Origin of the sequence: Hahella sp. HNIBRBA332, assembly GCF_030719035.1 — a bacterium.
Lineage (GTDB): Bacteria > Pseudomonadota > Gammaproteobacteria > Pseudomonadales > Oleiphilaceae > Hahella.
On the sequence record NZ_CP132203.1, the window covers coordinates 4,227,331 to 4,242,930 of the forward strand.

11 protein-coding genes are annotated in these 15,600 nt (G+C 55.2%); 6 read left to right on the forward strand and 5 right to left on the reverse strand.

What is annotated here, in order from left to right; translation table 11 throughout:
• The first annotated feature begins 48 nt into the window (after nt 1-48).
• From O5O45_RS18600 to O5O45_RS18615, 4 genes are all read left to right on the forward strand, one after another.
• Nucleotides 49-1,401, forward strand: coding sequence for an adenosylmethionine--8-amino-7-oxononanoate transaminase (locus O5O45_RS18600; RefSeq protein ID WP_305900856.1), 1,353 nt, complete (start codon nt 49-51; stop codon nt 1,399-1,401).
• A 2-nt stretch (nt 1,402-1,403) separates the two neighbouring features.
• Nucleotides 1,404-2,147: a 16S rRNA (uracil(1498)-N(3))-methyltransferase gene (locus O5O45_RS18605; protein ID WP_305900857.1), complete on the forward strand. Its 744-nt coding sequence runs from the start codon at nt 1,404-1,406 to the stop codon at nt 2,145-2,147.
• Nucleotides 2,148-2,510: 363 nt separating this feature from the next.
• The gene (locus O5O45_RS18610; RefSeq protein WP_305900858.1) at nt 2,511-3,731 is read left to right on the forward strand and encodes a DUF445 domain-containing protein; all 1,221 of its coding nucleotides are present in this window, start codon (nt 2,511-2,513) and stop codon (nt 3,729-3,731) included.
• Nucleotides 3,732-4,259: 528 nt separating this feature from the next.
• Nucleotides 4,260-6,665, forward strand: a complete 2,406-nt coding sequence (locus tag O5O45_RS18615; protein WP_305900859.1) for a DUF748 domain-containing protein — start codon at nt 4,260-4,262, stop codon at nt 6,663-6,665.
• 26 nt (nt 6,666-6,691) lie between these two features.
• Here O5O45_RS18615 and O5O45_RS18620 read toward each other — a convergent pair whose 3' ends face one another.
• Nucleotides 6,692-8,059, reverse strand: a complete 1,368-nt coding sequence (locus O5O45_RS18620; RefSeq protein ID WP_305900860.1) for a YihY/virulence factor BrkB family protein — start codon at nt 8,057-8,059, stop codon at nt 6,692-6,694.
• Between the two features lie 379 nt (nt 8,060-8,438).
• Nucleotides 8,439-8,858, reverse strand: a complete 420-nt coding sequence (locus O5O45_RS18625; protein ID WP_305900861.1) for a secondary thiamine-phosphate synthase enzyme YjbQ — start codon at nt 8,856-8,858, stop codon at nt 8,439-8,441.
• Between the two features lie 684 nt (nt 8,859-9,542).
• Here O5O45_RS18625 and O5O45_RS18630 point away from each other — a divergent pair.
• Nucleotides 9,543-9,893 (forward strand): histone-like nucleoid-structuring protein, MvaT/MvaU family, encoded by a 351-nt coding sequence (locus O5O45_RS18630; RefSeq protein ID WP_305900862.1) that lies wholly within the window; start codon nt 9,543-9,545, stop codon nt 9,891-9,893.
• A gap of 179 nt (nt 9,894-10,072) precedes the next feature.
• Here O5O45_RS18630 and O5O45_RS18635 read toward each other — a convergent pair whose 3' ends face one another.
• The gene (locus O5O45_RS18635) at nt 10,073-11,035 is read right to left on the reverse strand and encodes a D-2-hydroxyacid dehydrogenase (protein ID WP_305900863.1); all 963 of its coding nucleotides are present in this window, start codon (nt 11,033-11,035) and stop codon (nt 10,073-10,075) included.
• Nucleotides 11,036-11,241: 206 nt separating this feature from the next.
• Between O5O45_RS18635 and O5O45_RS18640 the strand changes: the two genes are divergently transcribed.
• Nucleotides 11,242-13,092 carry a sensor domain-containing diguanylate cyclase gene (locus tag O5O45_RS18640; RefSeq protein WP_305900864.1) on the forward strand — a complete coding sequence of 617 codons (1,851 nt, stop codon included), beginning with the start codon at nt 11,242-11,244 and terminating at the stop codon, nt 13,090-13,092.
• Between the two features lie 14 nt (nt 13,093-13,106).
• Here O5O45_RS18640 and O5O45_RS18645 read toward each other — a convergent pair whose 3' ends face one another.
• Nucleotides 13,107-13,979, reverse strand: coding sequence for a ribose-phosphate pyrophosphokinase (locus O5O45_RS18645; protein ID WP_305900865.1), 873 nt, complete (start codon nt 13,977-13,979; stop codon nt 13,107-13,109).
• Nucleotides 13,979-15,496 carry a thymidine phosphorylase family protein gene (locus O5O45_RS18650; protein WP_305900866.1) on the reverse strand — a complete coding sequence of 506 codons (1,518 nt, stop codon included), beginning with the start codon at nt 15,494-15,496 and terminating at the stop codon, nt 13,979-13,981. Before O5O45_RS18650 ends, O5O45_RS18645 begins: the two co-directional genes overlap by 1 nt.
• Nucleotides 15,497-15,600 lie beyond the last annotated feature (104 nt).

Consider the following 15,600-nt stretch of genomic DNA (forward strand, 5'->3'; position numbering starts at 1 on the left):
ATGTCACAATAGGCGGCGAATTTACCGGACATAATTAGGAGCCTGGAATTGACTACCAACGCAGAACTGCGGGAACGCGATCTCAAGCGTGTGTGGCACCCCTGCACCCAGATGAAGGACCATGAGTTTCTCCCTCTGATTCCGATAAAAAGCGGCAAGGGCGTCTGGCTGGAGGATTTCGACGGCAATCGCTACATCGACGCCGTTAGTTCCTGGTGGGTGAACCTGTTCGGCCATAGTCATCCCTATATCAATGACGCCATCAAGTCCCAGCTGGAACAGCTGGAGCACGTCATTCTGGCCGGCTTTACCCATGAACCGGTGGTGAGGCTGTCAGAACGTCTGGCGGAAGTGACGCCCGCGGGGCTCAATAAGTGCTTCTATGCCGACAATGGGTCCTCCGCAGTGGAAGTGGCGCTGAAGATGAGCTTCCATTACTGGCGCAATAGCGGCCAACCGAACAAAACCCGCTTCATCAATCTCAGCAACAGCTACCATGGCGAAACCCTGGGCGCGCTCGCCGTAGGCGACGTCGCCTTGTACAAAGAAACCTACAACGCGCTTCTCAATCCTGTCATCAATGTTCCCGGTCCGGATTGCTTCCACCGCGAAGCTGGCGAATCCTGGGAGGCGTATTGCCGACGCCAGTTTGCGCACATGGAGGAAACGCTACAGAAGCACGCCCATGAAACGGCGGCGGTGATCATTGAGCCGCTGGTGCAGTGCGCCGGCTCCATGCGCATGCACCACCCGGTGTATCTAAAGTTATTGCGGGAAGCCTGCAACCGCCATGGCGTTCACTTGATCGCGGATGAGATTGCAGTCGGCTTCGGTCGCACCGGTACGTTGTTCGCCTGCGAACAGGCGGATATTTCACCGGATTTCCTGTGCCTGTCGAAAGGCCTGACCGCCGGCTATCTGCCCTTGTCCGTGGTCATGACTCACGACTTCATTTACGACGCCTTCTACGACGACTACGCCACCATGCGCGCCTTCCTGCATTCGCACAGCTACACCGGCAATCCAATCGGCTGCAGCGTGGCGCTGGCGACGCTGGACATCTTCCAAAATCAGCCCGTGATCGAGCAAAATAAGCGCCTTGCCGCCTGCATGCGCGAGCATACCGCACATTTTGAGGACCACCCCAATGTAGCGGAAGTCCGCCAGACTGGAATGATCCTGGCGATTGAAATGGTGCAGGATAAGGCCTCGCGCACGCTCTTCCCCTGGCAGGAGCGGCGCGGCATACGGGTCTATCAGCATGCGTTGAAAAATCAGGCGCTGCTGCGTCCCCTGGGCAATGTTATTTACTTCATGCCGCCTTATGTGATCAGCGAAGACGAGATCGCTCATCTGGCCAAAGTGGCCTGGGATGGGCTGCAACTGGCGGTTAAGGACTGAACTTGAGAAACAACCGAATCTTTATCGACCAGCCTCTTGATGGTCTTAGTCAACTGACGCTGACCGGCGATCAGGCCAATTACGTGGGGCGCGTGTTGCGCATGCGTCCCGGCGACGCTTTTCATTTATTCACTGGGGACGGCCGCGATTTTCCCGCCAAAGTCCTGGCGGTGGGTCGCAGGGAAGTGGAAGTGGCGCTGTCCGCACCACTGGCGGTCGACGCGGAATCCCCTCTTAGCGTGCATCTGGGACAGGTATTATCCCGGGGCGAACGCATGGATTACGCGGTGCAAAAGGCCACGGAAATGGGTGTTACGGCGCTCACGCCACTGCTGAGCGAGCGTTGCGAAGTGCGCCTGGATGGAGAACGCCAGGACAAACGCTGGCGTCACTGGCGGCAGGTGTCGATCAGCGCCTGTGAGCAATGCGGGCGCGCCCGCGTTCCCGACATCGGCGACGTATCGCCACTGGAAAGCTGGCTGCAAAACGTTACGGCGGATCTGAAGCTGATCCTGCATCCCGGTGACGCGCGCGCCTGGAGTCCGGCGCAACGTCCCGCCAGCGTATGCCTGTTGATTGGCCCTGAAGGCGGCTTTACAGATGAGGAAGTGTCTCTGGCGGAGCGTCATGGCTTCGTGCATGCGCCGCTCGGCCCACGCATTCTGCGCACAGAAACCGCTCCCGTGGCGGCGCTGGCGTTGATGCAATGGCTGTGGGGAGACTTCAGCGATTCTTCGTCAGCATAAACCAAACTCCCTTACGGCAAGCAGGTAAAGAGAAAGCGGGTGCTTACATACACTTCCTCGAGCGCCCCTGAGAACGCCGATATTTCGTCCTAAAATACCGCACAAAAAATGGGCGCCCTGTGGATAACTTTGTGGAAAAGCGGCTTAACCGGGTCGCTTTTTGCCGCCATTTCCACAAATGTGCGTCCGTCCGTATTTTTGGGCTTTCTTTTTCTTTTATTTTTCAGTCTATTATTGATTCCCTCCGAAAACGGCGGGCACGTTTCAAAACTTTGACGCTTCAACGCCACGTTCAATTAGTGTGCATAACCTATGACATTTTAATGACAATAGCGCGCCCACCTTTGCAGAGAGAGTGAAACGATGGATTGGCAGTGGTTACAGAACCCCGAGTTTTGGAAATATCTGAGCATCCCCCTGGTCGCCGCCCTGATCGGTTGGAGCACCAACTGGCTGGCGATCAAGCTTACCTTTTATCCTCTTGAATTCATTGGCTTTCGCCCCTTCTTCGGATGGCAGGGCATCATTCCTTCAAAGGCCGGCAAAATGGCGGTTATCAGCGTGGATTCAACCATTTCCAAGCTGGGAGCGGTGGATGAGCTATTCGACCAGATCGACCCACAAGCGCTGGCCGGCCACATCGTAGCCGGCATATTGCCCCGGGTGGAGGAATATGTTGACGAAATCATGCTGTCAGAGCACCGCACGCTGTGGGAAAACCTGCCGCAGGCAGTGAAGAACAAGGTCTACGAGCGCGTACGTAAGAACGCGCCCCGTCTGATCGATAATCTGGTTAGCGACATTGGCCGCCAGATTGAGGAGCTGCTGGACCTCAAACATATGGTAACGGAGCGGCTGGTCGCGGATAAGGAGCTGCTGAATCGCATCTTTCTGGAATGCGGCGCCGCAGAGTTCCGTTTTCTGATTCACAGCGGACTCTGGCTGGGCTTCGGTTTCGGCGTTCTGCAAATGGCCCTGTGGTTCTTCTATTCTGTTAACTGGGTGTTGCCGGTATGCGGTTTTCTAGTGGGCTGGGCCACCAACTGGATCGCTCTCAACCTTATCTTCCGACCTCTCAACCCCGCCAAGGTCGGTCCGGTGACCATCCAGGGCCTGTTCCTGAAAAGGCAGCCCCAAGTGGCGGCGACCTTCTGTCGCATCGTCACCCACGATATTCTGACCGTAGGCAACATCGTCAACGCCATGCTCAACGGCCCCAACGGAGCGCGCACCCGCGCCCTGGTGAAGAAACACGTCAAACCGCTGGTGGACGTGACGACCGGCGTCGCCAAACCCATCACGCAAATCGCGTTCGGGCCGACCGCATTCGCCGAGTTAAAAAAGAAAGTCGGCGAGAAAGCCCTGGAAATCTCCAAGACCGCCTTCAAAGACCCGCTTTTCAACGAAGAACGCGCCATCGTGGTGGAAAACATCATGCGCACCCGCATGGAGGCGTTATCCCCGGAAGAGTTTCAGGACCTGCTGCGCCCTTGCTTCCAGGAAGATGAGATCAAATTAATCGCCATTGGCGGCGTATTGGGAGCGTTAGCCGGGCTGGCGCAAGTATTTTTTGTGTTCAACTGATCAAATTAACGCCAAAAACGAGAGGCGCGCCACAAATTTATTAATACTTTTGGCCTATTACTTTTGACAAGTAATGTTATTTATCTACAATTACGCAAAAAGTAACAGAGTGTGACATTCATGGCGATCAATAACATTCCAACAAAGTTATCGCACAACGCCAGCTCAAAGGATCGACTGGAAAGACAGCTGTTCAGAGACGTACAGCGACTCATCCGGTATCTGGACGGCCGGAAGTCGTGCGGCTCCAGCAATCCTGCAATGGTTGAATCCTATGAAAGGATGATCCTTGAGCGTTGCGACGTGCTGGGCCAAATCTCGCGCATGTGATCGCGCCGGAGACTCAATGCCAACGGATGGCGTATTTCCCCTTGGATAGCCGCGCAGGACTGGCTAAACTTTCCGTAACCTTCTGACACGACTCGGCTTTCGGCGTTTACTCGCTTGTAGGCCGAAGACGGCGGGCGACGATTAAGAAAGACTCCGCTATTGCGCGGGAAGCCACGAAAAAACACCAAGGGCGCCGATATGCAGCGAATCATCCGCAGAACGTTAATTGCTCTGTTGAGCATTCTTTGTCTGTTGATTCTGGGGATATGGGGGCTCGGCCCCTACGTCGCCAAAGACGCGCTCACCAAATACTTCGCCGAGCACAACGCAGACTTCTCTGCGGAATCCCTCTCCATCAACCCCTTCACTTCCGAGATCAACGGCCGCGGCGTCAAAGTGACGACCACGCGAGGACTGGAGCTCAAATTCGAAGCCCTGCAGGTCTCCGCGCAGTTGACGCCTTTGTTTGAAAACACCGTGGTCGTCGACAAAGTCACCCTCGACGGACTGCAACTGAATATAGCCCAGGAGCAGAAAGGCTGGCGCGTCGCCGGGGTGCTGTTCCCAACGGGAACCGAAGAGTCTCCGCCCCCTGCTCAGGAATCAGCCGGGGAAGACTGGACGATCAGCCTGCCCTCGATTCAGTTGCGCAATTGCACGCTCAATATCAGCCGGCTGCCGCCAGCGGACGCCGCCGATCAGGCGCCCTTACAAGACGAGATTCGCCTGTTTAGCCTCAACCTGAAAAACATCAAAGGCAAAGGCGCGGAGTGGAACGGTTTCGCTGATGTGATGACGCAGGTGAACGGCGCCGACATCGTTCTCGCCACCGAATTTCGCGTCGGCCCGGACAAGTTCGTGCAGTGGCTGGACATCAGTTCACTCAAGGCACGAATGCAGCAGTTTGCGCATTATCTCCCCGCCGATCTGCGCGACAGCAACGCCAGCCTGGACCTGAATGCGGAAATCGTAGTCGATTGGCGCAATGGCGCCCTGACCCTGACCACAACCACTAAAAAGCTGGATATCTCCCAGGTCGACGTGAAGCTTAAAGACATGACGATCGAAAGCGACATCACCAGCATCGATCTGAACCCTCTGCAAATCAGCATTGCGCCGGACGGCGAGCCGGAAGTCGCTTTCAACGGCAAGGTCCACAGCGGTAAAACCCGCATCAATGACAGCGCCGGGCGTTATATCCTGGCGGGCTGGGACAAACTGGACCTGACGCCCGTCTCCTTCAGCATGGACGAGACGCTTAACGTCAAGGTGGATCAGATCAGCTCGCAGAACCTGGTGCTGTCACGCTCCGCCCTCGACAACGAAGAGCTGCCGCCGCTATTGCAAGCGGGAACTCTGTTTGTGTCGAATGTGGAGGCCAGCGACAAACGGGCCTTTATCGAAATGGTGGAGCTGAGCGATATACGCTCCAATGTGCATCTGGATAAAGAGCGTAATCTGATTACCCTGGCGCCCATGTCGGCGAACGCTCCTGCGGAGGAAGCGTCGCAAACGCCACAAGCCGACGCCCAGGCCGCCGCTGAAGCGCCCTCAGCAGACGATGCGCCGAAAAGCTCGCCATTCAATCTGGTAATCAATCAAATCTCCGTCAAAGGAGACTCACTGCTCAGTTTCACGGATGAGGGCGTGAAGCCGCCTTTTCAGCAGGATATCCGCATCAACTCACTGGTCGCCGAAAGCCTGACCACCGAGAACCCGGCGCAGGCGTTCCATATCACTATGGATGCGCAGACTGACCAATATTCCAAGATTCAGTCAGACACGCGTATCTGGCCGTTCGCGCCCAAGCTGTCCCTCGACACCCGCACCAACATCGCGGAAATAAACCTGCCGCCGGTATCGCCTTACCTGAGCGACGCGCTGGGTTATGACATCAACAACGGGCAGTTTGATATGAACCTCGCCATGACCATTGATGAGGGACGCATCAGCGGCGACACAAAAATCATGCTGCGCGGCATGGATTTGGGGGCGGACAAAAGCGCTGACGCTATTCAGCAAGGCGGGGCGATCCCGTTAAATGTGGCGCTGGGGATGCTGAAGGATGGCAATGGCAACGTGGAGCTCGCCATGCCGCTGTCCGGTGATGTCGACAGTCCCAGCTTCGGCTGGAGCGGTTTTGTCGCGCTGATTGCGCAAAAAGCTATTTTCGAAGCCGCCAGCGGCTACCTCATCAAGACATTCGTGCCCTACGCCAATGTCGTCACGGTAGTGAAGTTTGCAGGCGAGCAGGCGCTGAAAGTCCGAATCGAGCCATTACCCTATCAGGCTGGCCAGTCTGACGTGGGTCCAGAGCAACAAGCGTTCGTCAATGAGTTCCGCCAGCTGCTGTTGGACAAAGAGGACATGCAAGTGAAAACCTGCCCCATCGCCTCCCCCGCAGAATTGAATTATCCGCCCGATACGAAAGCCTTAACGGTAGAGCAACTGAAGACGTTAAAGCAGTTGGCGGAGGAACGGGGCCAGAAGTTCAAAGCGAAGGTGCTGGAAGGCGGAAAGATCGCCTCTTCCCGCATCCTGTTGTGCAATCCTGAGGTGGAAAAAGACGGCGACGGCAAAGGCCGCATCGAATTCGAAATCTAGGGAGAAGGGCGTGGGCGCGCCCTTGCTCAACTCGCCGCTCTCTCCGGCGGCGTCGCCTCTCTGACAAGTGGCTCCTCGCCCCGCACCCAGGACGCCAGGGTCATCTGCCCAAGCGATGCTTCCATTGCCGCCGTCACGCCCTTGGCGATAGCGTCCACGGACTTATCCGAATACAACGAAGCAGGCAGACTGTGCTCCGGCGAACGCAGCACGTGCATCAATTCCGCCAGGGTAATGCGGTCTAAAGGACGGGCGGGAATCAGTGAGTCCGCTTCATCTCCCATAATGGCCAACACGCCCTTCTTCAATAGCTTGTCGATGATGCGCTGTATCGTATCGGGGCCTACCGACAAGGTATCCTCCAGATCAGAGATGCTCTCACCACCTCCCTGCTGATCGAACTTTTTCGCCACCTTGTACACCAGAGCAAGTCCCGTCCGCTCGTCAATCACCGCACAGGGATGCACCCGCCGCTGCCGGGTGATCTGATGGGAATGCTGGGCGTAAAACGCCACTGACGCTCCCATCAACAGGATAAGCCAGGAGATATACAGCCAGATCAGAACCAGGATGCCCACCGCAAACCCCGAATAGATCGCCTCGTAATTGGACGTGCCGACAACGAATTTGGCAAACACATAGCCCGTTGTCTGCCAGGCGATCCCAGCGCCTAAGCCGCCAATGAACGCATACCGGGTGCGCACTTTGGTATTGGGAATAAAGCGATACATGAAGGTGAACAGCGCCACGATGATGACATAAGGCGCCATCCGGGTGGCGAGTGCGAACAGGCGTCCAAAGGGCTCAATGCTCAAAACGGTTTGCGCCACGTCCGTGCCCACCAATGTCGCTGTAGCGCCCATGGCGGAAAACGCCAGTAACGGACCGATGACGATGACGCTGAGGTAAGAACTAAAGCGCTGCGCCAGAGAACGAATCTGCGACACCCGCCAGATTTCGTTAAAGGAGCGCTCCACTTTCTGCACCAGAGAGATAACCGTATAGATCAATAACCCCAGGCCCACCGACCCCAACACGCCGACCTTGACGTTGTCGACGAATGCGAGCACGTTCTGCACCAGTTCTGGCCCTTTTTCCCCGAACGCCTGGAAAACATTTTCCAGCAACGGTTCCAGCTGATTATGAACGCCAAATCCTTTCAATACGGAAAAACTCAGCGCTAACAACGGCACAATGGAAAGCAGAGTTGTGTACACCAGCCCCATGGCGTGCAGTGTGACATGGCCAAATAACACATCGCGCACCACCGCAAACAGGACCCGCGCACTGTGCCACAACACTCGCATGAAGCCGCCTGCAGCGCCGCCGGTTTCATTTTCCCAAAGCCAGCGATCCAATCGCGACACCCAGGTTTCTATCGTCGCTTTACTCATAGTTGCTCTCGTCTTGCGCCGAATTCAGACATATCAGGTTGTTCAAAAGCAGCCATCCTGTGTTGTTTTCTCCAAATTGTAGCCGCCACCCCGCACACACCGCCATGCAGGCAGCGCTCGCCATCGCATGGCGTACGTATGACATAAAAGTGAACGTCTTGAAAGGCTTGTTGGAAAAGCCCGGTAAAAACATTGTATATCAATGGGCTGGTTCGTATGTACGCCAAAAGTCCTGCTCCCAATGGCGGAGCGCTAGCGACTTGATAGAGACGGACTAACGTTGCATGGCGCAGGCGAAAACAGGAAAACGGGGGCCTTCAGATAGCACCCGCTATATATAGCCAGCCCACGCAATAAAGCGACCATTTTCTATTAGGCTCTATTCGCCCCAAATAGTCGCTACGACTTTTCTCACGCCGCCATGATTGCGGTGTTCGCAGAGATATATGCCTTGCCATGTTCCGAGATTAAAACGTCCATCAGTGATCGGCAGACTAACGCTGCTCCCCAACAGGCTGGATTTAAGATGAGCCGGCATATCATCGGAGCCTTCATCAAGGTGCCGATAATAAGGTTCATTTTCTGGAACCGCACGATTGAAATAACTTTCAAAATCCTGGCGAACGGTTGGGTCCGCATTTTCATTTATCGTCAATGAAGCGGAAGTATGCTTTATAAAGAGCTGCATCATCCCAACTCTGAATGTCTTGAGTTCCGGAAGTTCTCGTACTATTTCATCAGTAATCAAATGAAAGCCCCGTTGCCTGGGCTTCAAGCGTATTTCTTTCTGCAGCCACATATATCCGCCATCTCAACTCATATTGCTCCAAATGGGAACTTTACCACAGGCCAACAGCGAACGCCTGACGTTCCTTAAGCGTTCCCGCTTCCCGCTTTTTTACAAGCGCCAGTTCTCCTGAATATACGGTTTGTTCTATATCGGCAGCCGTCTTAAGCGGTATGTAGGTTGGATTTAGGTTCGAGATATTGGAAACAAGCTTTCCAGTTTTTGGTCTGGATAGATTAATCCAATTCGCCTTTTCCTACGTAAGCTGGCGCCAGCGTGTAAATGGCGAATTTCAACGTCCCTACATAAATTTGAAACATCACTGAAGGGTTATCCCAATAATACAGTCCATATAAGTTATAGCGATTATCTGCACACATCCCCCTCCTCCACCGAAGCTACCACCCAACTCAATGACGTCGCTAACCTAATGCCTCGTCTGGCTTTTTCCAGCTTCACAATGATGAGTTCGCGCTAGATTAAAAGCCTCCTGAATATGATAGTCAGCGTCCCGACAGCAGCGCTTAGTGGCGGGAGAATGAGACAGTGGTCATGCACTTTAAATATTCTCGACGAAAGTTATTTGCCTCCTATTAACATTCGATAATAATATTTCTTATAATTTTCTGGAAATTTAAACTGTTAACGACTATAAAAACCAGAACGCCGTTGTTGCATTAACCAGAGGAGATAAGAATGAAAAAACTAAACGCTTATAATTCCGCTATTGCTGAGCTTGAAGCACTGCAAAAAAGGATCGAAAGTCTGGAAAAAGACGAAGGTCTGAAGAAAGAGCTGGAGTTTAAAAAGAAGCTTGAAGATCTGATGGCCAAATACGACGTCAACCTGGACGATGTATTGAAGATGTACGGCAAAGAAAAGACTTCGCCGAAGCAAGACAAACGTCGCGGCAGCCGTCCTTTAAAAGTGTATAAAAACCCAAAAACCGGTGAAGTTGTTGAAACCAGAGGCGGCAATCACAAGTTGCTAAACGAGTGGAAACAAAAGTTCGGCAAAGAGAAAGTTGAAAGCTGGCTGGTTGCATAATTAACGCCAGTTATATTGCCGGACCTAAGCGTCGCGCAACAGCGTAATAACAATAAGGATGTAATATTTACCGCTAATCAGAATGATCGAAGTCGTCGACCCGGAATGCGCCGGCGACTTCTGACGCCGCAACTTTTTTAATATTGCGGCGTATCCTTCTCAAACCGTTTTCCTGTTTGCTATAAACGCACCTGCCGTTCTTCGCGATGAGCGAATGCCGCAATATTTTCTCCCGTTTTATCCACCAGTCTTTGTCTCGCTTCCCGACTGGCCCAGGCGCAATGCGGTGTAATAATAAGATTGGGGATATCCTGGGCCAGCAACAGATTGCCATTCACCGGCGGCTCTTCCGTCAATACATCGAACCCGGCCCCACCAAGGCGACCGTTACGCAGCGCATCCGCCAGCGCCGCCTCGTCCACCAGCCCGCCGCGGGCTGTGTTGATTAACAGGGCGTCAGTCTTCATTAAAGCCAACTCGTCAGCGCCGATCATATTGCGCGTATCCTCCGACAGCAGACAATGCAGGCTGAGCACATCCGCCAGGGACAGCAGTTCCTCCAGCGGCAGATAATTCACGCCATCCCTGACGCCAGGCTCTGTTCCCGGACGGGCGCCGACTTTGACTTCCATACCAAACGCCTGCGCCACCGCGCCGGTGGCCCGTCCCAAGTCGCCATATCCGACGACGCCGAATACTTTGCCGCTCAGCTCGCGAATAGGATAATCCATCAGACAAAACTGACGGGCTCTCCCCCAGTCTCCCCGCTCCACCGCGGCGGCATAGCGCAGCAGATTATTCGACAACGCCAGCACCATGGAGAACACATGCTGGACAATAGTGGCGGTTCCATAGTGGGCGACGTTCCTGACTTCCACGCCATGGTTCTTCGCCGCCGCCATATCTATATTGTTGACGCCAGTGGCGGTGACGGCGATCAGCTTTAACTCAGGACTGCCGATCATGTGCGCTTCATTTAGAACCACTTTATTGACAATAACGATGTCCTTGCCGGCAATGCGTTCAGCCACTTTTTCCGGGGGCGTCGCCGCATAACTGTCAAACGCGCTCACATGTTCTTTCAATGAGTCCAGACTGACGTCCGCGCCTAGACTTTCGGCATCCAATATCACAGCTTTCATGAAGATAAGTCTCCCCTTTCCGTATTCCGGCTCTACAGGATTCGATAACATCGGCTATAAATTGTAAGAACAACGACAACAATACCCATCGAGCGCGGGAAATTTTCAAAATCGTGAACTTTATACGCTCTTTTCGGGGGCTTATTCAATGCGCCCGCCAGCGCCGCCAGCCTAGTGCGGTCTCACCCCTTCTTCGCAGCGCAGCCATGTGCGGATTATTCCTGCTATGCGTACAGGCCCTCGCTTCGACCTATAACTCCATTCAACTCACATCCCGCCAGGAACGTCTGGATGTCGCCCCATATCTCTGGTGGGTGGCGGAAACCCATGGAGAGATTAAAGTCCAGGATATTCTTGAGCGCAAAACCGCCCCGATGGGGTGGCGGCAAAACAGCCGCTTCGACCCCAACTTCGGTCTCGACGTGTCGCCGCACTGGTTTCGTTTCAGCATCACTAACGCCAGCGCCGAGCCCGTGGAACGCTGGTTGGAAATCAGTTATCCGGTATTGGACGATATTAGGGTCTATCTGACAGAAGAGGAAAAAGTCGTCGAGGCGTATCACAGCGGCGACACGCTCAATTTTAGCGAACGCCCCGTGCTTCATCGCAATTTTATTTTCCCGTTCAAGTTCAAACCTCATAGCAAGTCGACGGTTTATATCCGCATCGACACGCAGGGCGCACTGGAACTACCAGCGGATCTTTGGTCTCCCACCGCCTTCGTACAGGCCGACCAGTGGAAGCTCGCCGCCCAATTCCTGTTCAGCGGCATCATGCTGGCCATGGCCGCTTACAATCTCGCTCTCGGGTTTGTTATCCGCGATCTGACTTTCATCCATTACGTGGGCTATGTGGTGTCTATCGCAGTCGTGCAACTGGCGTTGCATGGCACGCCATTTCAATTTATCTGGCCGCATTCGCCGCAATGGAATCAGATCAGCCTGGTATTTTTCATAGGCTGTAGCGTCACCTTCGCCTCATTGTTCGGCTATCGTTTTCTCAACCTCAATGTGCGTGGAGGATTCCTGCCCTACATCGGCATCAGTTGCGCTTTTTTCGGCTTGATCTGCTGCGCGCTTGCGTTCTCCGCCAGCTACGCCACTGGCATCAAAATAGCGGTGCTGGCCACCGGGGTGGTGTCGATAACCTGGCTGGTCATCGGCCTTCTGCAATGGTCGCGTCGCGAACCCACCGCCGCCTACTTCACCTTGGCCTGGGCCGTATTCCTGTTTGGCAATATCGCCATTTCTCTGGAGAAAATCGGGTTGATTCCGAACCTGACCATTATTGGCTTCATGCCGCAGATAGGCGCCTGCCTGGAAGTGATGATCTTCTCACTGGCTTTGGCGCAACGCATCAACATAGAGCGCCGTCGCCACATTTCCATGCGCGAGCTGGCGCTGCATCGCGAACGCAGCGCCCGGGAAGCGGAGCAATCGATGCTGATGGCGCAGCAGCAAGCCAACGATGAGCTGGAGCGCCGCGTCGCCATCCGCACGGAAGAGCTGAATGAGGCGATGAAAAAGCTATCTGTCGCCCATGAACAGCTGAATGAAATCGCCACGTTCGATCAGCTCACCCAGTTGAAGAACAAGGCCAGTTTCGAACGCGTGCTGTTGCAGGAATGGAGCCGCTGCTCCCGCTCCATATCGGCGCTGTCACTGGTATTTATAGATATTGATCGCTTCCAGAAGGTAAACCAGCAGTTCGGGCAATTCGCCGCCGACACCTGTCTGCAGGCTCTGGCCAAATTAGTCAGTTCCATGGCGCGTCGCGCTGGAGACAGCATTTTCCGCTATGAAGGGGATTGCTACGTGCTGGTGCTGGCGCATTGTTCCGCTGAAGGCGCCCTGCAATTAGCGGAGCAGATTCGCTCACGCACGGAAGCCACCTTGATTCAGGTGGATGAGGCCCGCTTCAGCGTCACTGTCAGCATTGGCCTGTCCAGCGATATTCCCAGTCAGGGTTGGGAGCCGAAGGATTTAATAGAGCGCGCTCAGGAAGCTTTGGCCGAAGCAAAAATGAACGGCGGCAACGGCGTCAGCTTCCGTATGTAACAAACGCGGGCGGATCAGTGCTCCTGTAACGCCTGCAACAGCAATTCGCCGACATCAATGCTGTTGGTGGCGTGGATCACGGTATTGCAACTGACCGTGCGGGCGATGGGCGCCGCCTGGATCGCATGATAAGCGTCGTCCGCAAACACCGCATGCACGCCAATGCAGACAGGGCGATGCAAGCCAGCCGCCACCAGTTCCGCAGCGGCTTCAATCATCGTGCGCCCGGTGGAAATAATATCGTCCACCATCACCGGAGAATATTCCCGATACTTCTCCACGTTCCTGGCGTCAATAATAACGTCTTTGTCGCCAAGGCGGGTTTTGCTGAACACCAGCCGGTCGCATCCCGCCAGCTCCGCCACATGACTGACCCATTGATCGCTTTCGCTATCGGGCCCAACGATGACCGGCTTGTCCAGATGCGTGCGAATCCAGTCCGCAATCGCCGGCGCCGCCGCCAATGAGCGGGCGGGAATAGTGTAAAGTTCGTCCAGTGAGTGATAACGGTGCAGATGAGGATCGATTGTCAGCAGGCGATCAAAATGGGCGGAAATCATGCGGGCGAAATAACGCGACGTCACTCCCTCGCCAGGATGAAAGCGGATGTCCTGACGCATGTAGGGCAGATAAGGCGCCACCAGGGTGATATGCTCAGCGCCCAGATCCCTCAAGGTGGCGGCGAATAATAAAACGGGCAGGATTTTCTGATCCGGATTGGAAAGATCAGCGCACACAATCGCCTTTTTCGGCGTTTCGCCCTCGATGCGGATATAGGTTTCGCCATCCGGAAACTGCCGCAATTGATAGTTACCGACGTCCATCCAAGGGGCGGCGGCGAGCCTCTCAGCCACCGGATGCCCCGGCGCCAGATTGTAAAGCAACATTATAGACTTTCCTCTTCTATACGGATTTCATTGGGATGGTCGCGCAAAAAGTCCAGTGCGTACGCCAATTCGCCAGGCGCTTCCGCATAGATGCTGAACAGCGGTTCTCCCACTCTCACCTTTTGCCCCAATTTAACATGGAAGTCCACACCCGCAGACGGGTTTGAGGGGGCTCCCGCAAGTTTCGCCAACTTGGCCACGAAACGGTTATTCACGAAGGAAACCACCCCGACCCGATCGGCGGTGGCTTCATAGCAGTGCGGCGCCAGCGTCGGCTCATGGAATCCCCCCTGCGCTTCGCAAATGGCCATGAACTTAGTCAGCGCCGCGCCGGACTCCAGCGTCTCCCTGGCGCGGGCGACGCCGGCGCCATGGCTGGCGACGCCGCCGATCTCCAATAAACGTCCGGCCAGCGTCAAAGCCCGTTCGCGCAAATCAGCCGGCGCTTCCGCCTGATTACGCAGCACCGCCAATATGTCTCGCGCCTCCAGGGCAGGCCCAATGCCTCGCCCGACCGGCTGTGCGCCGTCAGTGAACATTGCTTCCACCTGAATGCCCAGCTTCTCTCCGGTATACCGCATATGGGAGGCCAGACGCTCCGCATACTCCGGGCTACGCACTTTGGCGGTCATGCCGATGGGAATGTCTATCAGCACATGAGTGGAACCCGCCGCCACTTTTTTGGAAATGACTGACGCCACTAATTGCCCTTCGCTATCCAGGTCCAACGCCCGTTCAATGCGAATCAGCACATCGTCCGCCGGGCTCAGGCTCACTGAGCCGCCCCAGGCGATGCAGCCGCCTTCCTGCTCCACCACCTGTTTCATTTGCGCCAGAGAAAGATTAACCGGCGCCATCGTTTCCATAGTGTCGGCGGTGCCCGCAGGCGACGTAATCGCACGGGAGGATGTCTTCGGCATACGCAGGCCGCAGGCGGTGACGATGGCGACGACAATCGGCGTGGTGCGGTTGCCCGGCAGACCGCCGACACAATGCTTGTCCATGATCGGAGAGGTTCCCCAGTCGATGCGCTGCCCCACCTTCACCATGGCGCTGGTGAGCGCCGCCACTTCATCCTGATTCAAGCGACTACCAGCGCAGGCGGTGACGAACGCCGCCAACTGCACGTCTGAATACAGGCCGCCGGCGATATCCCTGACCACTTCGTCTGCGCTTTCCTGCGTCAGCGCGGCGCCATACAGTTTACCGCGCACATGACTCATTGAATCCACCGCTTTGGTGTGGCTGAAATAAGCCACCTCACCGTCTTCCGCGTCCAGCAGACGCCACGCGGCGTCCGACAGTCCCGCTTCCTGGTGCGACAGCCAGCCGTCAGTGACCTGGTTAACTGTCGCGATGATACTGCGTTTGTTGGTCGTCACGCGCACCCGCGAGTGCGCATTGAAGCCTTCCGATCGGCATACGTGACAATCCTGCCGCATATACACCACCGGCTCTTGATGGGTATTAATGCCGATCCGTTTAAGAAATAAATAATTAAGTTCGCGTTGCTGCATATTGTTTTCCGCACGTTGTTCGAACTTCGCCCCGACCGGCCCGCGTCGGTGACGCCGACCTCTTAACCGCTTCTGGACTAAGATAATAACAGGCTACATCAGGG